Source organism: Streptomyces sp. NBC_01352 (assembly GCF_036237295.1).
In the GTDB taxonomy this organism is placed as follows: domain Bacteria; phylum Actinomycetota; class Actinomycetes; order Streptomycetales; family Streptomycetaceae; genus Streptomyces; species Streptomyces plumbiresistens.
On sequence record NZ_CP108354.1, the window covers coordinates 7,829,938 to 7,850,378 of the forward strand.

13 protein-coding genes and 1 pseudogene are annotated in these 20,441 nt (G+C 70.9%); 4 read left to right on the top strand and 10 right to left on the bottom strand.

Going from position 1 to position 20,441, the window contains the following annotated elements; translation table 11 throughout:
- Window positions 1–39: 39 nt before the first annotated feature.
- The 3 genes from pulA to OG252_RS36090 all read left to right on the top strand — a co-directional run bounded on the left by pulA (window position 40) and on the right by OG252_RS36090 (window position 7,519).
- Entirely contained in the window at window positions 40–5,430 is a 5,391-nt protein-coding gene (gene pulA / locus OG252_RS36080; RefSeq protein WP_329341454.1) for a pullulanase-type alpha-1,6-glucosidase, read from the top strand.
- A gap of 77 nt (window positions 5,431–5,507) precedes the next feature.
- On the top strand, window positions 5,508–7,130 hold the full coding sequence (locus OG252_RS36085; RefSeq protein WP_266440575.1) for a fused response regulator/phosphatase: 1,623 nt from the start codon (window positions 5,508–5,510) through the stop codon (window positions 7,128–7,130).
- Between the two features lie 32 nt (window positions 7,131–7,162).
- Window positions 7,163–7,519 carry a 5-carboxymethyl-2-hydroxymuconate Delta-isomerase gene (locus OG252_RS36090; RefSeq protein ID WP_266440577.1) on the top strand — a complete coding sequence of 119 codons (357 nt, stop codon included), beginning with the start codon at window positions 7,163–7,165 and terminating at the stop codon, window positions 7,517–7,519.
- Window positions 7,520–7,721: 202 nt separating this feature from the next.
- On the opposite strand, the gene OG252_RS36095 is transcribed toward OG252_RS36090, so the two are convergent.
- The 3 genes from OG252_RS36095 to OG252_RS36105 all read right to left on the bottom strand — a co-directional run bounded on the left by OG252_RS36095 (window position 7,722) and on the right by OG252_RS36105 (window position 11,025).
- Entirely contained in the window at window positions 7,722–8,411 is a 690-nt protein-coding gene (locus tag OG252_RS36095; protein WP_266440579.1) for a TetR/AcrR family transcriptional regulator, read from the bottom strand.
- A 120-nt stretch (window positions 8,412–8,531) separates the two neighbouring features.
- The gene (locus tag OG252_RS36100; protein ID WP_329341456.1) at window positions 8,532–10,475 is read right to left on the bottom strand and encodes a hypothetical protein; all 1,944 of its coding nucleotides are present in this window, start codon (window positions 10,473–10,475) and stop codon (window positions 8,532–8,534) included.
- 49 nt (window positions 10,476–10,524) lie between these two features.
- Entirely contained in the window at window positions 10,525–11,025 is a 501-nt protein-coding gene (locus OG252_RS36105) for a tetratricopeptide repeat protein (protein WP_266440584.1), read from the bottom strand.
- A 137-nt stretch (window positions 11,026–11,162) separates the two neighbouring features.
- On the opposite strand from OG252_RS36105, the gene OG252_RS36110 reads away from it, so the two are divergent.
- Window positions 11,163–11,588: a hypothetical protein gene (locus tag OG252_RS36110; protein ID WP_266440587.1), complete on the top strand. Its 426-nt coding sequence runs from the start codon at window positions 11,163–11,165 to the stop codon at window positions 11,586–11,588.
- Window positions 11,589–11,673: 85 nt separating this feature from the next.
- Here OG252_RS36110 and OG252_RS36115 read toward each other — a convergent pair whose 3' ends face one another.
- The 7 genes and pseudogenes from OG252_RS36115 to glnII form a co-directional block, all read right to left on the bottom strand.
- Window positions 11,674–13,203 (bottom strand): DUF1996 domain-containing protein, encoded by a 1,530-nt coding sequence (locus OG252_RS36115; protein WP_329341459.1) that lies wholly within the window; start codon window positions 13,201–13,203, stop codon window positions 11,674–11,676.
- Between the two features lie 202 nt (window positions 13,204–13,405).
- Entirely contained in the window at window positions 13,406–14,059 is a 654-nt protein-coding gene (locus OG252_RS36120; RefSeq protein ID WP_053755370.1) for a LuxR C-terminal-related transcriptional regulator, read from the bottom strand.
- The gene (locus OG252_RS36125) at window positions 14,044–15,321 is read right to left on the bottom strand and encodes a sensor histidine kinase (protein ID WP_329341463.1); all 1,278 of its coding nucleotides are present in this window, start codon (window positions 15,319–15,321) and stop codon (window positions 14,044–14,046) included. Before OG252_RS36125 ends, OG252_RS36120 begins: the two co-directional genes overlap by 16 nt.
- Window positions 15,322–15,401: 80 nt before the next feature.
- Window positions 15,402–17,035, bottom strand: a pseudogene (locus OG252_RS36130) (IS200/IS605 family accessory protein TnpB-related protein).
- A gap of 235 nt (window positions 17,036–17,270) precedes the next feature.
- Window positions 17,271–18,308, bottom strand: a complete 1,038-nt coding sequence (locus OG252_RS36135; RefSeq protein WP_329341465.1) for an NAD-dependent epimerase/dehydratase family protein — start codon at window positions 18,306–18,308, stop codon at window positions 17,271–17,273.
- A gap of 75 nt (window positions 18,309–18,383) precedes the next feature.
- Complete coding sequence (locus OG252_RS36140) at window positions 18,384–18,953, bottom strand: winged helix-turn-helix domain-containing protein (RefSeq protein ID WP_266440611.1); 570 nt, start codon at window positions 18,951–18,953, stop codon at window positions 18,384–18,386.
- 360 nt (window positions 18,954–19,313) lie between these two features.
- Window positions 19,314–20,342: a glutamine synthetase gene (glnII, locus tag OG252_RS36145; protein WP_266440614.1), complete on the bottom strand. Its 1,029-nt coding sequence runs from the start codon at window positions 20,340–20,342 to the stop codon at window positions 19,314–19,316.
- Window positions 20,343–20,441 lie beyond the last annotated feature (99 nt).

The following is a 20,441-nucleotide window of genomic DNA, read 5'->3' on the forward strand; positions in this document are numbered from 1 at the left end:
CGGACCCAAGAGAGCCGTCATCGCAAGGAGTCCACGTCCGTGATACCGAGATGGACGGCGCCCAGGCGCCGTACTGCCCAGGCCGGCCGGGTCGCCGCGGTCACCGTGACCGCGTTGGTCGCGGCGCTCGTCCAGCCCCTGGCCGCCCGGGCGGACACCCCGCCCCCACCGCCGTCCGACGCGAAGCTCGCCGCCGAGCCCGCCCGGCACGACGCCACCCGTGAGCAGTTCTACTTCGTCCTGCCGGACCGCTTCGCCAACGGCGACACCGGCAACGACCGTGGCGGCCTGACCGGTTCCCGCCTAAGCACCGGCTACGACCCCACCGACAAGGGCTTCTACCAGGGCGGCGACCTCAAGGGCCTGACCAAGAGGCTCGACTACATCAAGGGCCTCGGCACCACCGCCCTGTGGATGGCCCCCATCTTCAAGAACCGGCCCGTGCAGGGCGAGGGCACGAACGCCTCCGCCGGCTACCACGGGTACTGGATCACCGACTTCACCCAGGTCGACCCGCACTTCGGCACCAACAAGGACCTCGAGACCCTCATCTCCAAGGCGCACGCCAAGGGCATGAAGGTCTTCTTCGACGTCATCACCAACCACACCGCCGACGTCGTCGACTACGAGGAGAAGTCCTACGACTACCTCTCCAAGGGCGCCTTCCCGTACCTGACCAAGGACGGGAAGCCCTTCGACGACGCCGACTACGCGGACGGCACCGAGGACTTCCCCCCGGTCGACGCCGACTCCTTCCCGCGCACCCCGAAGGTCACGAGCAGCGTCAAGGTCCCGTCCTGGCTCAACGACCCGACGATGTACCACAACCGCGGCGACTCCACCTTCGCCGGCGAGAGCTCCACGAACGGCGACTTCTCCGGCCTCGACGACCTGTGGACCGAGCGGCCCGAGGTCGTCAGCGGGATGGAGAAGATCTACCAGCGCTGGGTGCGGGACTTCGACATCGACGGCTTCCGCATCGACACCGTGAAGCACGTCAACACGGAGTTCTGGACCCAGTGGGCCACCGCCCTCGACGCCTACGCCGCCAAACAAGGGCGCGACGACTTCTTCATGTTCGGCGAGGTGTACTCGGCCGACACGTCGATCACCTCGCCGTATGTCACCGAGGGCCGCCTCGACGCCACGCTCGACTTCCCCTTCCAGGAGGCGGCCCGGCAGTACGCCTCCCAGGGCGGCAGCGCGCAAAAGCTCGCCGCGGTCTTCGGCGACGACTACAAGTACACGACGGACAAGGCCAACGCGTACGAGCAGGTCACCTTCCTCGGCAACCACGACATGGGGCGCATCGGGTACTTCCTGAAGCAGGACAATCCGAAGGCCACCGACGCCGAGCTGCTCGCCAAGGACAGGCTCGCCAACGAGCTGATGTTCCTCAGCCGCGGCAACCCCGTCGTCTACTACGGCGACGAACAGGGCTTCACCGGCGCGGGCGGCGACAAGGACGCCCGCCAGACGCTGTTCGCCTCGAAGACCGAGGACTACCTCGACGACGACCAGCTCGGCACCGACCGTACGCACGCGGACGACGCGTACGACACGACGGCACCGCTCTACCGTCAGCTCGCCGCCCTCTCGAAGCTCCGCAAGAACAACCCGGCGCTCGCGGACGGCGTACAGACGCAGCGGTACGCGGCCGACGGCTCCGGCGTCTACGCCTTCTCCCGCACGGACGCGCAGACGGGCGTCGAGTACGTCGTGGCCGTCAACAACGCGGACGAGGCGAAGCAGGCGACCTTCCCGACCGGTTCGGCGGACATGGCGTTCCGCGGGATCCACGGCACCGACAGCACGGTCAGGTCGGACGCCGACAAGAAGATCACCGTCACCGTCCCGGCCGGCTCGGCGATCGTCCTCAAGGCGGCCGGCAGGCTCGCCCGGCCCGCCACCGAGCCGACGATCACCCTCAAGGCCCCCGCCACCGGCGCCACCGGCACGGTCGAGGTCACCGCCGACGTGGACGGCGGTCAGCTCAACCGGGTCGTCTTCGCCGCCCAGGTCGGCAACGGGAAGTGGCAGACCCTCGGCTCCGCCGACCACGCCCCGTACAAGGTCACGCAGACCCTCGGCAAGGACGTCCCGGCCGGAACGGCCCTGCGCTACAAGGCGGTTGTCGTCGACTCGGCCGGCCGCACGGCGAGCGCCACCGCCGACAGCGTCACCGGCACCCCGCCCGCCGAGGAGATCCCCTCCGCCTCCTCCCGCGACTACGCGGTCGTCCACTACAAGCGCACCGACGGCGACTACGCCGACTGGGGCCTGTACGCCTGGGGCGACCTCGCCGACGGCGAGTCGACCGACTGGCCCGACAGCCATCCCTTCATCGGGCGGGACGCGTACGGCGCCTTCGCCTACGTCAAGCTGAAGCCCGGCGCCTCGAACGTCGGCTTCCTCGTCATCGACAAGGACGGAACCAAGGACGTCTCCGCCGACCGCACGATCGATGTCACCAAGACCGGTGAGATCTGGATCGAGCAGGGCAAGGAGGCCGTACAGACCGAGCGGCCCGACTACCCGGCGCAGGACAAGACGAAGGCCGTCCTGCACTACCACCGCGCCGACGGGAACTACGACGGCTGGGGGCTGCACGTCTGGACGGGCGCCGCGAACCCCACCGACTGGTCGAACCCTCTGAAGCCGGTGAAGACCGACCCCTATGGCGCGGTCTTCGAGGTACCGCTCAACGAGGGTGCCGGCAGCCTCAGTTACATCATCCACAAGGGTGACGAGAAGGACCTGCCCACCGACCAGTCCCTCGACCTCACGGCGAACGGCCACGAGGTGTGGCTGGTGAGCGGCCAGGAGAAGTACCTGCTCCCGCAGCCCGCAGGCTCCGCCGCCGCGCTCGACCTGACCACCTCCAAGGCGGTCTGGATCGACCGGAACACGGTTGCCTGGAACGGCTCCGAGGCGGCCGCCTCCACACAGCTGCTGTACTCCCGCGACGGCTCGATCGCCGTCGACAAGGGCACGCTGACCGGAGACGCCAAGTGGCTGCGCCTCTCCAAGGCCGCCCTCACCGACGCCCAGAAGACCAGGTTCCCGCACCTCAAGGACCACACCGCCTGGTCCGTCGACCCGCGCGACCGCGACCGGGTGCGCGGTGCGCTGAGCGGCCAGGTCGTCGCCTCCCAGCGGGCCGCGAACGGCGCCGTGCTCGCCGCGACGGGCGTCCAGATCGCCGGCGTCCTCGACGACCTGTACCCCGCGGCGACGAAGGCGGAGCTCGGGCCGACGTTCCGCAACGGCCGCCCGACACTGGCGGTCTGGGCGCCCACCGCGCAGAAGGTCTCATTGGAACTCGACGGTTCCACGGTCGCCATGAAGCGCGACGCCACCACCGGAGTCTGGTCCGTGACCGGCCCCAAGTCCTGGAAGAACAAGGCCTACCGGTACGCCGTGACGGTCTGGGCGCCCAGTGTCCGCAAGGTCGTCACCAACAAGGTCACCGACCCCTACTCCCTCGCCCTGACCACCGACTCGGAGCGCAGCCTGGTCGTCGACCTCGACGACGGCTCCCTCGCCCCCAAGGGATGGTCCTCGCTGGCCAAGCCCAAGGCCGTGCCCCTCAAGGACGCGCAGATCCAGGAGCTGCACATCCGGGACTTCTCCGTCGCGGACAGGACGGCGGCCGACCCGGGCACCTACCTCGCCTTCACCGACAAGGACAGCGACGGCTCCGAGCACCTGCGTGAGCTGGCGAAGTCGGGCACCTCGTACGTGCACCTCCTGCCCGCCTTCGACATCGCCACCATCCCCGAGAAGAAGTCCGACCAGGTGAGTGTCGACTGCGACCTGGCCTCCTACCCGGCCGACTCGGACCGGCAGCAGGAATGCGTCTCCGCCGTCGCCGCGAAGGACGCCTACAACTGGGGCTACGACCCCTACCACTACACGGTCCCCGAGGGTTCGTACGCGACGGACCCGGACGGCACCCGCCGAACCGTCGAGTTCCGCGAGATGGTCAAGGCGCTGAACGAGGACGGCCTCAGGGTCGTCATGGACGTCGTCTACAACCACACGGCCGCGAGCGGCCAGGCGGACACCAGCGTCCTCGACCGGATCGTCCCCGGCTACTACCAGCGGCTGCTCGCCGACGGCTCGGTCGCCAACAGCACCTGCTGTGCCAACACGGCCACCGAGAACGCCATGATGGGCAAGCTCGTCGTCGACTCGATCGTCACCTGGGCCAAGGAGTACAAGGTCGACGGATTCCGCTTCGACCTGATGGGCCACCACCCGAAGGCCAACATCCTGGCCGTCCGGAAGGCCCTCGACGCGCTCACCCTCGCCGAGGACGGCGTCGACGGCAAGAAGATCATCCTGTACGGCGAGGGCTGGAACTTCGGCGAGGTCGCCGACGACGCCCGCTTCACGCAGGCCACGCAGAAGAACATGGCCGGCACCGGAGTCGCGACCTTCTCCGACCGCGCCCGTGACGCCGTGCGCGGCGGCGGCCCCTTCGACGAGGACCCGGGCGTCCAGGGCTTCGCGTCCGGCCTGTACACCGACCCCAACGCGTCCTCGGACAACGGGACGCCCGAACAGCAGAAGGCCCGCCTCCTGCACTACCAGGACCTGATCAAGGTCGGGCTCTCCGGCAACCTCAAGGGCTTCACCTTCACCGACACCGACGGCAAGGAGGTCACCGGCGCCGAGGTCGACTACAACGGCGCCCCCGCCGGCTACGCGGACGCGCCCGGCGACGCCCTCGCCTACGCGGACGCGCACGACAACGAGACGCTGTTCGACGCGCTGGCCTTCAAGCTGCCCGCGGGCACGTCCGCGGCCGACCGCGCCCGGATGCAGGTCCTCGCCATGGCGACGGCCACCCTCTCGCAGGGCCCGGCCCTCTCCCAGGCGGGCACCGACCTGCTGCGCTCCAAGTCGCTGGACCGCAACTCCTACGACAGCGGCGACTGGTTCAACGCCGTCCACTGGAACTGCGAGGACGGCAACGGCTTCGGGCGCGGGCTGCCGATGGCCGCCGACAACGCGTCCAAGTGGCCGTACGCCAAACCCCTGTTGAGTGCGATCAAGGTCGGCTGCCCGCAGATCGAGGGCGCCTCGGCGGCGTACCGGGACCTCCTGAAGATCCGGACGACGGAGCGGGACTTCTCCCTCGACACGGCCGGTCAGGTGCAGTCGAAGCTCTCCTTCCCGCTGTCCGGGAAGGACGAGACGCCCGGCGTGATCACCATGGAGCTCGGTGACCTGGTCGTCGTGTTCAACGCGACGCCGACAGCGCAGGAGCAGCGGGTCGGTCCGCTCGCCGGGACCGGCTACCGCCTGCACCCGGTGCAGGCGTCGGGTGCCGACTCCGTCGTCAAGTCCTCGTCCTACGACCGGATATCGGGCACCTTCACGGTTCCTGGGCGGACCGTGACGGTATTCTCCCCGGTTTCCTGACAAGGGCATTACCTTTGGTGGGGCAGACCCCGACCCGGGGTCTGCCCCACCGGTGTGTTCCGAGGGGGGGCCGGCAGATGGACGTCAACGGCAAGCAGACAGGTACGACCGTGCTGGTCGTGGACGACGTGGCGGACAGCCGGTACGCCCTGGCCGCCGTACTGAGCCGCGCCGGTCACCGGGTCGTCCAGGTCGCCACCGGCCACGAGGCGCTCACCGAGATCGACACCCGGCTGCGCAAGGGGAACCTGCCCGACGTGGCCCTGATCGACGTGAACCTGCCGGACATGAGCGGCTTCGAACTGTGCCGCCGGCTCAAGGAACGGCCGCGCATGGCCGGCCTGCCCGTCGTGCACTGCTCGGCCGTCGCCGTGATCCCCGGCGACCGCTGCCAGGCGCTGGACGAGGGCGCCGAGGCGTTCCTGGCGATGCCCGCCGAGCCCGAGGCGATCGAGGCGGCGGTCCGGGCCGCGGTGCGCGCCGCCCGGCTGCGGGCCGACGGCCAGGCGCAGGTCCGGCGGCTGACCATGCTCTCCGAGACGATCGTCACCATCCAGGCGGCGCGCTCCCTGCAGGAGCTCGCCGACGCCGCCGCCGACGGCACCGCGCGGCTCATCGGCTCTCCCGCCGCCGTCTTCGTCCTCGGCCAGGACGACGAGCTGTACCGCGGCCTGTCCCGGGACCGCACCTTGATCGCGCTGCCGGACGAGAGCGCCCACCGGACCGTGGCCGGGCTGCTGCGACGGCTCACCCGCGGACAGGCCGGAGTGCAGCTCACCACCGTGCCCGCACCGCTGTGGCCCGCCGGGTTCTTCCGGCCCGGCGTGCAGCACGACGCCCGGCTGGCGCTCGTCGTCACCCAGGACGGCAGGGCCCCGGTGTGCCTGGCCGCGCCCACCCGCGGGCTGCGCCGGGCGGGCCCCGAGGCCGAGGCCCTGCTGGCCCGGCTCGCCCAGGCCACCGCGCTCGCCGCCGAGCCGCTGCTCATGTACCAGGTCGAGCGGCACGTCGCCCTCACCCTCCAGCACAGCTTCCTGCCCCTGCCGCACCGGCTGCCCGAGCTGCCGGGCATGGACGTCGTGGTCCGCTACGTGCCCGCGTCCCGGGAGACCGAGATCGGCGGCGACTTCTACGCCGTACTGCGCACCGGCGACGGCGCGCTCGCCGCGGTCGGTGACGTCGTCGGGCACTCGCTGGAGGCGGCGACCGTCATGGTCGAGATCCGGCACGCGCTGCGCGCCTACTGCCTCGAGGAGAGCGACCCGGCCGTGCTCGCCGAGCGCCTCGACCGGATGCTCCAGGTCTACCACCCCGACGTCACGGCCACCGTCTGCCTGGCCCTGATCGACCCCGGCACCGGCCGCACCCGCATCGCCAACGCGGGGCACATCCCGCCGCTGATCATCCGGGACACCGGCAGCGCCGACTACACCAAGGTCAACGGTCCGCTGCTCGGCGTGGGCCTGCCGCATCCGCCGCCCACCGAGCTGTTCCTGGAGCCCTCCGACCGGCTCCTCATGGTCACCGACGGCCTGATCGAGAACCGGGGCATCGACCTCGAGGTCTCGATGGAGCACCTCCGCGCGGCCGCCACCGGCTCCCTGCCGGGCCTGGACGCCCTGTGCGACACACTCCTCGCCTGCTTCGGCCACGAGCGCGAGGACGACATCGCGATGCTGGCGCTGCAACTGAAGAACTAGGCTGGCTCCTGTTGCCCAGAACAGGAGCCCCCATGCCGCAGATCACCGTCGACTACTCCATGCCCCTCGCCGAGGGCTTCGACCGGCGCGGCTTCGCGCTCGCCCTGCACGACGCGGTGGTGGAGATCGCGGCCGCCAAGCACGAGGCGTGCAAGACCCGGTTCCGGGCGACCGAGGACACGACCGTGGGCCGGGACGAGCACGGTCACGCCATCGTCCATGTCTCCCTCGCCCTGCTGGCCGGCCGCACCGAAGAGACGAAGGCGCAACTCACCGAAGCGGTACTGGAGTTGCTCCGCACCTACGTGAAGCCCGCTGAGGGCCTGGCACTGCACGCCTCGGCCGAGGTGCGCGAACTGGACGCGTCCTACCGCAAGTTCGAGAGCTGAGCGCTCCGCTCCGCGGGAAGTGCCGCGACGGGCGGTCGGCCGACCGCGGCGCCGTCGTGGCTCCGCCGGCAGGGCGGTGATTGCACGCGCGGCCGGCGCGGGCTGGTCACGCAGTTCCCCGCGCCCCTTCGGGGCCTGAGCGCTCGCGCGGCGGAGCCGCATATTGATACAGCCCCCCGCGCCCCTTCACGCCTGTCCGGCCCTAGGAGCCCAGCGCGATCAGCCGGCCGACCAGGTCGGTGAACGGCCCGTCGGTCGGCTCGTCCTTGAACATGTGCCGGATCAGCGCGGCCATCTCCTCGTCGTAGGCGGCGCTCACGGCGGCCAGCGCGGCGAAGTCGTGCACGAGCTGTGCCTCCAGCTCGCGGCGCGGGATGCGCCGGCCGTCCAGCCAGATCAGCGCGGTCGACTCGGCGAGCGAGATCCAGGAACGGACGACCAACTCCAGTCGCGCGGGCGGGTTCTCCACGCGCAGATGCGAAAGAATCTGGTCATACGCGGCCTGCCGTACGGAGTCGATGAGCGCGTTGGTCGTCGAGGAGCCGACGGCCGGGCCGCCGCGCATCAACGCCGAGAAACCGGGCCCGTGATCGTCGACGAAGTCGAAGAACCGGTGCATCACGCGCAGCAGCCGGGCCCCCAGCGGACCCTCCCGCGGTTCGACGAACCGGCTGGCCAGATCCTCCGACGCGCGCTTCAACGCGGCCTCGTACAGGCTGAGTTTGCCGGGGAAGTAGTGGTACACCAGCGGGCGGGAGATGCCGGCGGCCGCGGCTATCTCGTCGATGGAGACCTCGTCGGGCGAGCGACGGCTGAACAGTTCGAGGGCGACGCCGATCAACTGCTGCCGCCGCTCCTCGACACCCATTCTGCGGCGCACCCCGATAGTCATGCGAACACCTTACCGATCGGATCCGGCCCCGAACGGACGGGACCGGCCAGCGGTGTTCACATATCCGACACAAGATGATCACGTCCTCGGCCCGGGCGGCGGCAGGACGCCGGTGCCCGGCTACCGCAGGGCGTTGATCGACCGTCCGTTCTCCAACTCGCCCTGCAGGCCCGCCTGAGCTCCCGCCTTCGTCTTCACGGCCAGCAGGTTGCCCTGTGCGGAACCGTCGACCCCGCCCGTCGCCGTGATCGACGCGGTGCCCCGGCCGCCCGCCGCCAGCAGGTACCAGGACCCCGCCTCCGACTTCCACAGCACGCCGGCCAGCACATGCGGGTCGCGCGGGCCGCACGCCGGCACGTTCTCGGCCTTCGCCGCGACCGCCCCGTACGCCCCGCCCGGAGTGTGGAACTGCGCCAGCACGCGCGTCCCGCCGCCCCGCCAGGTCTCGGCGCGGGTGCACACCCACGAGGCCGACCCGCTCGCGTCGGGCAGCGACTGGGTGGCGTACTCCCAGGCGTTCACGGACCGCACTCCCTGTGAGCGCACGGCGGACAGCGAGCAGGCGAACGGAGCCCAGGCGCGCAGCGCCGCCGCGCCGGTCGCGTCGCGCTCCGAGCCCGGGCGGCCGGTGGTGAGGCGGGCCGGGACCAGTTCGCCGAGGTCGGTCGACAGGCGGGTGCCGGAGGCGTCCGTCAGCTGGAGCACGTTCCACGAGGTGCACGCGCCGGTCTGCAGGGCGGCGCTGGCCAGCGGCGAGGTGACACCGTCGGTCAGGGTGAGGTCCATCGCGCCGGCGCCCGGCTTCAGCAGGTCCCGCTCGGCCGCCTTCTTCACCCAAGGCGCCGTCAGATAACGGACGTTGCCGTCGGCCCGGCCCAGCACCACCGCGTTCGACTCGGCGCCGGTCGCGCCGTCGACCCGCGCGAAGTCGAGGGCGGCGCCCTTGGTGCCGTCCTTCGGTTCGGCGTACCGGGCGATGCGCAGACCGTCGTAGAGGATCACCACCCGCGCGTTGTCGACGTCCCCGGCGTACAGCAGTTGCGGCGGGCCGGCCGGGCCGCCCGAGGGGGTGCCCGGGGTGGCGGAGACCTGGACGGTCTCGCCGGGGCGGGCCCAGACGGCGAGGGCGCGGCGCAGCAGCGCCTTGTCGCCGGTGAGTTCGCCGCGGGCGGGCCAGACGGAGAAGTCGGTGCGCGAGGCGGACTGCCACGCGGTGTCCGGGACCTTGGTCAAGTTGGCCGGGTCGAGGGCCGCCTGGGCCGACGGGTTCTGCGCGTAGGAGGGGGCGGCGGCGCCGTCGGGTGCCCAGCCGTCACCGGGCAGGCCGAGCAGCGCCCCGCACACCGCGACGGCCGCCGCGGCGGCGAGCGCCGCCTTCAGGTGCTGGCGGCGCCGCATCAGGTCGGTGGGCCGGGCCTGCAGCGAACAGGGGTCGAACTCGGGGGAGTCGAGCAGCGCGTACTGCGCGGGGACCTCGTCGGCCTCGTCCAGCGCGTCGTCCACGTCGTCGATGCCCGCCGTGGTGAGCACCTCGCGTACGTCGCCGTCCGGGAGTTTCTCCAGGCCGCGCAGCACGTAGGCGGCGCGGGCCGGTCCGGACAGGGCGGACAGCCGCTGGTCCAGGGCGAGTTCGTCGGCGCCCCCCGAGCGGGGGAAGAGACGCAGGCCCCACACCTGGGGCAGCAGCGGCGGCAGCTGGGACCGCTTGGGCCACGCCCTGAACGTCAGTGGCAGGCCCGCCTCCAGTGCCGTACGCAGCACCTGGAGTCGGACGAAGGCGTATCCCGGGTCGCCCTCGCGGCCGGTCGACTGGGCCGGGATCACGGGCGCCGGTGTCCGGCGCCGGGGCAGGGCACGCTGGGTGAGCGCGTGCGCGGTCACAACGCGCCGGTTGCGGCCGAGGCCCGGTGGCAGCACCAGATAGGCGAGCCGGACGAGCCGGGGGTAGTGCTCGACGAGTGCCGCCTCGGCCTGCTCGACGTCGACGAGCGGGTCGGACGACGAGGAAGCGGCGGCGGAGCCGGAGCCGGGTGCGGGGCGCGGGGCGACATCCTGTGACTGCACGTTCAGCAGAACGAGCGAATCGGTGGTTGGTCACCGCCACCCGGGTGACTCACTCCTGAGGATCGACGAGAGCCCGCGCGTAGTTCGCCATCGACCGCTGGTAGCGCGGCAGATGGGGCGCGAGGGCGCCCAGGACGAGGGAGAGGCCCTCGCGGTCGCGGCCGAGGCTGGACAGACACAGGGCGAGGGTCGCGCGTACCGCGTCGTCCAACTCGTCCGAAGGGGCGCCCAGTTCGGGCGTCAGCAGCTTGACGCCCTCCTCGGCCTGTCCGGTGTTCCGCAGGGAGCTGGACAGCTGGATCTTGGCGCGCCGCCCCTTGTAGCCGTCCAGGCCGCGGGCGAGGGCCTCCCGGTACAGCGGAACGGCCTTGTCCGAGTGGCCCGTCGAGTCCCAGGCGCAGGCCTGCTCGAAGGGGCCGAGCGGGCTGCCGGCCGGCAGCTCGGCGACGAGTGCGTCGATCACCGCGCGGAAGTCGGCCGCGTCCGCCTCCGCGTAGTCGTCGAAGGTGGCCCAAGCGGCGGTCACGCGATCTTCCCAGTCCTGGTTCACCGGGACACTTTCGCACGGGTGTGCCCCGTCATGGCAGCGGATTTGAGCGCGGCGGGCCCGGGAGCCGTATCGAAGGGGACGGGCCCCTTGCCGGGGCCGACCGAGGCATGGTCCGATGCAGGCGACCGGAGGAACAGATGAGGGTGACCCGACCGATGCTCGCGCTGAGCGGCGCGGCGCTGGTGCTTGCGCTGGCGGGCTGCGGATCCGACGGGGACGGCGAGGCGGCCGTTCCGGAGACGGCGACCGGCAGCCTCGAACACCTGGCCGCCGAGGCGAAGTGCAAGCCGAACATGCAGACCGACGCGGACACGATCCGGCAGGCCATCTGCAAGAAGGGCGCCGAGAAGTACGTCCTCGCCACCTTCGCCACCGACCGCGGTCAGCGCGAGTGGCTGAACGGCGCGAAGGACTACGGCGGCTACTACCTCGTCGGCCGCAAGTGGGTCGCCGTCGGCGAGGAGAAGACGGTCACGGCGCTGCGGAGCACGCTCGGCGGGACCATGGAGGAGGGGTCCGAGCACATGAACCCCGGTGGCAGTCACAACAGCGGCAGCCACTAAGACTGACCACGCGGGTCTTTTCGGGGGCGGGCAAACGAAAGCCGGCGGTGGGAAATCCCACCGCCGGCTTCCTACTGCGTCAGGACTACTGGCAGTCCTCGCCGCTGTTGATGCAGTCGACCATCTGGTTCATCACGTCCTCGTCGAAGAAGTTGATGAAGTCGTTGTGGTCGGTGATCGGCTTGTGCAGCTGCTCCGGGAAGGAGTCCACCGCGAACGGGTTCACGACCTGTCCGTTCTCGATCTGCGGGGCCGGCACGTCGTAGACCAGCTTGACCTGCAGCTGGGGGATGGCCTGGAAGCCGTTGGCACAGGTGCCGTCGGCCTGGACGAACGCCACGTGGGTACGGTGGTTGGCGCTGTCGATGTTCTGGCCGTCCCAGCAGCTCTGGAAGGCGGACGTGCGCACCACGGAGCTGCCCTCGGGGCAGATCGGGTACTTGTCCGTCACCTGCCGGTCCTCGAAGCCGGTGCAGCTCCAAGCGGTGTTGGCGTTCGCGAGGCCGTTGGTGAAGGCCTTGGCGTCACCGGTGATGATGCGCAGGGCGGTGGGCATCGCGACGACGTCGCTCGTCTTGTTGCCGACGAACTTCAGCTCCGCCTGGGCGGTCTGCTGGATGGTGCCGACGTTGCTGTCCTGACCGCCACCGGGCGCGTCCGCGTCGATGTCGTTCTGGCCGTCCTGCACCCGCAGCACCGGCCAGAAGTACGACGACTTGTCGCCCTGGTTCTGGCAGGTCGTCTCGCCGTTCGCCAGGTCCTCGTCGCTCGCGAAAGCGTTGTTGGCCTGGTTGCCGACGTAGTCGTGCTGGTGCTGCGCACCGTTGCTGACACCGGGAGCGACGATCACGTTGTCCGAGTTGCGGTTCTCGTTCTCGTTGGTGCCGCAGTTCGTGGTGAAGCTGCCCGTCGAACCGGTGTCCCCGTTCGCGGCGAGGCCGTTCGGCAGGTTGCGGGAGTTGGGCTGGACGTCCTCGATGTTGACGAAGTCGTCGGCCACCGGGCCGTTGCCGGCCTGACCGCCGTTGCCCTGGTCCTGACCATCGCCCTGGTCCTGGCCCTGGTCCTGACCGTCACCTTGGTCCTGGCCCTGGTCCTGACCGTCGCCCTGGTCCTGGCCCTCACCGTCGTTCGTCTCCGGCTGTTCGGCCGGGACGCCCTGACACTCGGCGAGCTGGTCGATCCCCTGCGGAGCCTTACCGCCCACGCGGTTGATGTTGATGCCGATCCGGTCGATGGTGGCGACCCGCTTGGACTTCAGCGGGCCCAGGATGGCGTTGTTGACGTAGCCGGCGTCTCCTGCCTGGGCCTGGCGTGTGTCCGCGAGACGCGTGTAGGCGTCCGTGATCTGCCTGTCGAGCAGCGCCAGCTCCTTGGCGACGCCTTGGCGCGCGCCCTCTGGCACGTCCGTCAGCTTCTGGCCGACGTCCGGGCAGTTGATCGTCGCGACCTGAGCGCCCGTGGCCTTGGTCTGATTCTGCCCCGAGCCTGTCTCATGAGCCGAGGCGTAGAAGTTTGCCCAGATCAGCCCGCCCCCACCGAGCGCTAGGGCTGCCGAAGCGGCAACGGCCTTGGTGGCCAGTGGCATACGGCGTTTTCTTGTGTTGCGTCCCATGGAACTCCTCTGACTTCCTTGCGGGGCTATCGAGGCGCCCGACAGGAGTGAAGCGGCTCCCCTGAATACGCAAGGGGTCCCAGTGGTGTTCAGCCGTCTCAGAAATTGGTGAGAGGTTCCCGAGACAATTCGGTTTCAACTGCCCATGAAATACAAGGAGTTGTTGATCCCTCACAGGAGGTGCCCGGGCGGGGTCCCGATTTCAGCGGCCGTGGTCGAGATACGCGAGAACCGCCAGGACGCGGCGGTTGTCGTCGTCCGACACTTCCAGCCCCAGTTTGGCGAAGATATTGGCGGTGTGTTTCGCGATCGCCCGTTCCGTGACCACCAGCTTGGCGGCGATCGCCGCGTTGGTGCGGCCCTGCGCCATCAGTTCCAGCACCTCGCGCTCCCGGGGCGTGAGCCGGCCGAGCGGCTGGTCGTCGGCCGCCCGGCGGGACAGCAGCTGCTGGATCACCTGCGGGTCCATCGCCGTACCGCCCGCCGCGACCCGCCGTACGGCGTCCACGAACTGCTCCGCGTCGAACACCCGGTCCTTCAGCAGATAGCCGACCCCGCCGCTGCCGTCGGCGAGCAGTTCACGCGCGTACAGCTGCTCCACGTGCTGCGAGAGCACCAGCACCGGCAGCCCGGGTCTGTCCCGGCGGGCGTTCAGCGCGCACTGCAGGCCCTCGTCGGTGTGCGTCGGCGGCAGTCGTACGTCGACCACCGCGACGTCCGGCTCCAGTTCGGCCAGCGCGGCGGCCAGCTCCGGCCCGCTCTCGACGGCCGCCGCGATCTCGAAGTCGTAAGCCTCCAGGAGACGGACGAGTCCGTCGCGCAGCAGGAACAGGTCTTCGGCTAGGACAACGCGCAAGGGATCTCCATGGTGACCATGGTGGGACCGCCCGCGGGACTGCTGACGGCCAGGACGCCGTCGAATGTACCCAGTCGCCGCTCCACCCCGGCCAGACCCGAACCGGCCCCGGTCGCCGCGCCGCCCTTGCCGTTGTCGGTGACCGAGATCCGCAGCATGCCGGCGCCCTGAGCGACGTGATGCAGGTCGACCCAGATCCGGTCGGCGTCCGCGTGCTTGACCGCGTTGGTGAGCACCTCGCTGACCGCGAAGTACGCCGCCGACTCCACGGGCGCCTCCGCCCGGCCGGGCAGGTCCACCTCCACCTCGGTGGTCACCGGCAGCCGCAGCGCCAACGCCCGTACGGCGTCGCCCAGTCCGCGCTCGGCGAGCACCGGCGGGTGGATGCCGCGCACCAGGTCGCGCAGCTCGGTGAGGGCGTCCGCGGACGACTGGCGGGCCTGCGCGAGCAGCTTCCTCGCCTGTTCGGGGTTCTTGTCCAGCAGCACCTCGATGGTGCCGAGGTCCATGCCCATCGCGACCAGCCGGGCCTGCGCCCCGTCGTGCAGGTCCCGCTCGATGCGCCGCAGTTCGGCGGCGGAGGTGTCGACGGCGTCGCGCCGGGTCTCGGTCAGCACCCGCACCCGCTCGGCCAGTTCGCCCTGGTTGGAGGCGAGCACCGCCCGGGTCAGCCGGAAGTGCGCCGCCAGCAGCCGCGGGGTGAGGAAGTGGGCGAAGAACAGCAGGACGAGGCCCAGTGCGGCGGCGCCAAAGGCGGAGGCCTGCCCGGAGACGGGCACGAACCCGTACCAGTACCCGTCCGGGAAGACCCGCCACAGCCCGGCCGCCAGCGCGAACCCCTCCAGCGGGTAGAAGAGCAGCACGGCCGGCAGCAGCGCGGTGAGGAACCCCGCGGTCATGTCGACCGGCAGCCACCTCAGGTCCCGCCAGGTCGCCGGATCACGGAGCATCGCGAAGGTACGTGTCCAGGGGTTGGCGTCCTTGGGGACCGGCCGGTACGCCGACGGGATCCGCACCCCGCACCACTGGGCGGCCAGGACCCGCCGCCAGTCGGCGAACGCCCGCACCCCCGTGAGCACCCACGGCGTGGTGACGATCCCGACCCCGATCGGTATCAGCGCGAGGGACACCAGGGTGAGTGTGAAACAGAGCACCGCCCCCGGCAGCGTCACCAGCGCCAGCCCGAGCCCCCGTACCGCCGCCAGCCCCACGCCTCGCGTCCCGGTGCGGCCGGTGCCGCTCTTCGTCTCGATGGTCGTCATGGCGTCAGTCTGGCCGAGCGGGAGGCGGGGGTCACTGGGGCTGGGCGGCCGGTCAGGAGGTGGTGCCAGATACACCGTTCCTAGAGACTGAGTGGGATTGAGTCCTGTTGCCAGGACTGCTGCTCAGCCGGGTGCGCCGAACGGTGTTGGGCACCCTGGTCGCCCGCTTTCGCTCCACGGCCGGGCGGCGCGCATCGTGTGCGCGGTCCGGGAAGGTGGGGGCGGGTTTCCTCACGCCTGCGGGTGTCCGGTCGGGCCTGGGCGGTCCGATGCCCACCACGATCGCTCTGGTCGGGGTGGGGCGGTGCCGTCCGTCGCCTGATCGGGTGTCCGAGGGCGCGTCGCCCGACCGCGATGCTCGCCGCATCGTGCCGGGACGTCTTGCGTCGTGGGGTGGTCAACGGTTTCTGCCAGTGCTGGGCACCCCAGCGGCTGGTGTAGGCCGGGTCCACTGCGACGATCGCCACGCTTTGCTCGGCGGCCATCGACACCAGCCGGGCCCTGAGTTTCGCGGTGGGGAAGCGGGAGATGAGGCGCCGGAAGCGTTTGTTGCGGCCGTGCTTCTCCCGGCTGGTGCCGTCAGTGAAGTCGAGGTCCTCGATGGCGATGGCGGCGGCGCTGCAGCGGCGGGCGAAATGCAGTAGCCGGGTCAGGGCGTGCCGGATCTGTGCGTCCCGGTGCTCGGCGGTGGCGGTGAGGTCGTAGAAGAACCTTTGTGGTTCGCCGACCGGGTTGCCGTGCACGTCCAACTGCCAGGCGGCGAGGTGGTCGTCGTTCATGTCCACCCCCACCACCCCCCGGGCCAGCGCCGCGTCCAGCGGCAGGACGGGGGCGGCGGTGCGCTGCCAGGATGCGGTGATGTACCAGCGGCCGCGCACCGTGTCGTGGTGGATGCGGTAGGCCACTGCCCGGTTGGCGGTGATCCGGTCAAGCCACTCCTGCCCGCGATGCTTGAACGCCACGGTCGCGTCGAGGACGTAGCGGCCGTGCGGGGCGTTGGCCAGGTGGGCAGCGGGGCCGGGAGCTTGACCGAGACCTGGCCGGTGTCGGTGACGCGGATCGTCTCGTTGCCGAACCGCTTGCCGGACTCTCCGTCGGCGGCCAGGAACATCCGCTCTGCCCGCCACCGCTCCCGCCACGTCTGCTCGCTCAGCCCGGCCGCCGCCAGGTGGTGACGGGCGTTCGCGAAGCGCTTGCCGCCGCGCACCACATGCACCCGGCCCGCCGCCCGGTCCGCCTCCACCACCGTGAGACGGTCCTTGAGGGTCTGTAGGCGGCGGGACTTGGCATGCCACTCGCCTCGCGTGGCATACCCGCGCGCCAGCCCTGCCCGTTTGTCCGCCTTGGCGCCCAGCGGCCGGGCCAGCCGCGCCTCGATCGCGGTGATCTGCCTGTGCAACCAGGCCAGGTGGGCGGCCTGGCCGCGCCTCGCCAGCGCCCACTGGTCGTGGGTGGCCTTGGTGATGCTGCCCGCCCAGCGCGCCGACGACCTCCCCGTTAACTCCCGCTTGCGCACCGCCCACGAGGCCGCATCATGCGCCAGCCTCTTCCGGGAGCGCTCGGCGAGATCCGCCGCGGCCAGCGACCCCAAGTACACGCCGACCTCGGCGAGGACCGCCGCGTCCGACTCGCTCACCCGCAGCCGGTCCCGAACAGCCACCCCGGCCGGGCCGGGCACCACGATCGATGCCGCCAACTTCCGCAGCCCGCCCACCCGTCCACCCCCACCCGGCCGAACATCCCCACCCGGCCGAACATCCCCACCCGGCCGAACATCCCCCGTCACGGCAGTCAACGAGCAGCCTCCGAAAAGGTCACCCATTCGACCCAAGAGCTCATGTTCCCTTCCCGAGCCAAGGGCCACAGCACACCCCAGGCGGGAGGAGGCCCTCCTGACGCAGCGGAACAACCGCATCCAGGTACCGGCACTCACTCACGCTCACCAGAAGTCACTCATGCTCAGTAAACCGGCAGCAGTTCCGATGCCCAGTCGCGGCGAGGACCTTCGCCTCCAGCTCCGGGTCCAGTCCCACCGCGGGCCGGTCCGGGCGCTGCGGCGCCACCCCGCCGATGCCTCGCAACCAGCTCCAGGTGTCGGCGACGGTCTCGGTGACCGGACGGCAGCGCAGGCCCGCCCCGAGCGCCCGGGAGACGTCCGCGCCGTGCAGGGCCGCATGCCCCTCGCTGCCCGGCGGCAGCCACACCGGCAGCTGCTGCCAGGGCTCGATGCCCGCGTCGAGCACGACGTCCGGGTCGGTCCAGCGCAGCTCGGCGGCGGCGCCGGTGACGTCCACGCAGGCGTCGAGGAGCGTGCCCATGGTGGCGTGCCCCGAGGGCCCGACGAGGTTGTACGGTCCGCTCGCCCTCCGCTCCGCCGAGTCGAGGATCCATTCCGCGAGGTCACGGACGTCGACGTACTGGATGGGCAGGTCGTACGGCCCGGGCGCGAGGACGGGGCCGCCACGGGCGATCCGGTTCAGCCACCAGGGCAGCCGGCCGATGTTCTCGTACGGCCCGAGGATCAGCCCGGCCCGTACGAGCACGGAGCGGTCCGCGCCGAAGGCCTCGACGGCGGCCAGCTCGCCGCCCCGCTTGTCCCGGGCGTAGTCGGTCTGGCCTGCGTCGGCCGAGGCTCCCTCGACCAGGGGCGAGTCCTCGGTGCACCCGGCGCCCGGCGGCCACGCGTAGACCGAGCGGCTCGACACGTACACATACCGGTCGGCGCGGCCCCGCAGCAGCCGCGCCGCATCGAGCACCGCCCGGGGCGCCGCCGACCAGGTGTCGACGACCACGTCCCAGTCGCCGTCCGCCGCGGCCAGGGCGGCGAGCCCGTCGGGTGCGGTGCGGTCGCCGTGCAGGGAACGCACGCCGGCCGCAGGCTCGTGGCGTCCCCGGTGGAAGACGGTCACCTCCCAGCCGCGCCCGAGGGCCGCCTCGACTACGGCCCGCCCCGCGAACTCCGTACCGCCCAGCATCAGAAGTCTCATGCCGGTGACTGTGCCCGGTGGAGCCGCGGGACGGAACGGGTATCTGCCGTCAGCAGAGGCTCAGGGGATCCGGGATCAACGTCCGGTCGGCGGCGTGTACTTGTAGCCGACCCGGCGCACGGTCTGGATCGCCCGGCGGTGCTCGGAGCCGAGCTTGCGGCGCAGGCGGGCGATGTGGACGTCGACCGTGCGGCCGTCGCCGACATGGCCGTACCCCCACACCGTCGTCACCAGCTGGTCGCGGGTGTGCACCCGGTGGGGGTGGGTGACCAGATGCGCGAGCAGCTCGAACTCCAGGTAGGTGAGGTCGAGTTCGCGTCCGTCCACCGCGGCCGTGCGCTGCACGGTGTCGACGCGGACGAGCGGGTCGGCGGCGGTCTCGCCCCCCTCCGGCGCCGCGTCGGGCACCGCCGTCGGCGGGAACGGCGGCTGCTGGTCGGCCGGGACGAGCACCAGGTAGCCGATCATCGGCGGCTGCCCCGGCAGGGTGGGGAGGGTGTGCGGGGGAGCGGGCAGCCAGGTGGCGCCCGGCGGCAGGAACTCCGCGACGTCGATCACCTCGTCCCGGTCGACGGCCCGCAGGCGATGACGCGAACCGTTGGGGGAGGAGGGAACGGCGGTGGGCAGGGAACGAGTGGTCGCCATGAGAGGTCAGCTCTTTCGCGCGAGAGGTCCGACGGGAACGTACGTCGTGCGCGCTGGCCGAAGGCCGGGTGTACGGCTTTAGAGGGCCGGCGCGTTCGTCGCGCGGCAACACACCCGGTCGAAGTCGTGGTGCTGACGGGAAGGCCAGAACGGCTCGAGGTCATGGCGACCCGTCGCGGTGTGGTTCTGGAAGCCGGCCATGGGCCCATTGAAGCAGACACGACCCCGTGACAGGAGCCTGCTCTCACTGCTTGGACGCCTGCCTGGCGTGAACTCGCTCTCGTCCGACACGCTCGTCCGACACACGGAAGGGGCGCCCGCCGAGATGGCGGGCGCCCCTTCCGGGAAAGTGCGCGGTGATCAGACCTGGCCGGCCTTCTCCAGGGCGGAGCAGCAGGTGTCGACGATCAGGCGGGTCACCAGGTACGGGTCGACGTTCGCGTTCGGACGGCGGTCCTCGATGTAGCCCTTGCCGTCCTTCTCGACCTGCCACGGGATGCGGACCGAGGCGCCACGGTTGGAGACACCGTAGGAGTACTCGTTCCACGGGGCGGTCTCGTGCAGACCGGTCAGGCGGTCGTCGATGCCGGCGCCGTAGTGCTTGACGTGGTCGAGCGGCTTCGAGCCCTCGCCCAGCGACTCGCACGCGGTGATGATCGCGTCGTAGCCCTCGCGCATCGACTTGGTGGAGAAGTTGGTGTGCGCACCGGCGCCGTTCCAGTCGCCCTTCACCGGCTTCGGGTCCAGCGTCGCGGAGACGCCGAAGTCCTCGGCGGTGCGGTAGAGCAGCCAGCGGGCCACCCACAGGTGGTCGGAGACCTCCAGCGGGGAGACCGGGCCGACCTGGAACTCCCACTGGCCGGGCATGACCTCGGCGTTGATGCCGGAGATCGCGAGGCCCGCCTTCAGGCAGTTCTCCAGGTGCGCCTCGACGACGTCACGGCCGAAGATCTCGTCGGCACCGACACCGCAGTAGTAGCCGCCCTGGGGGGCCGGGAAGCCGCCCTTGGGGAAGCCCAGCGGGTAGCCGTCCTGGAAGAAGGTGTACTCCTGCTCGATGCCGAAGATCGGCTCCTGGGAGGCGAACTTCTCGGCGACCTCGACCAGCGCGGCACGGGTGTTGGACTCGTGCGGCGTCATGTCGATGTTGAGGACCTCGCACAGGACGAGGATGTCGTCGCCGCCGCGGATCGGGTCGGGGCAGGAGAAGACCGGCTTGAGGACACGGTCCGAGGAGTGGCCCTCGGCCTGGTTCGTGGAAGACCCGTCGAAGCCCCAGATTCCCAGCTCGGCACCCTTGGCGTCGTCGGCCAGTATCTTCGTCTTGGAACGGAGCTTGGCCGTCGGCTGGGTGCCGTCGATCCAGATGTACTCAGCCTTGAAGGTCACGGGCCACTTCCTTCGGGGGTGTGTCTAGACGCACTTGCGGGTGCTGCGGCGCTGCGGCACTGGGGCACCGCTTTCGATGCCAGGCAGCCTGTCAACAGG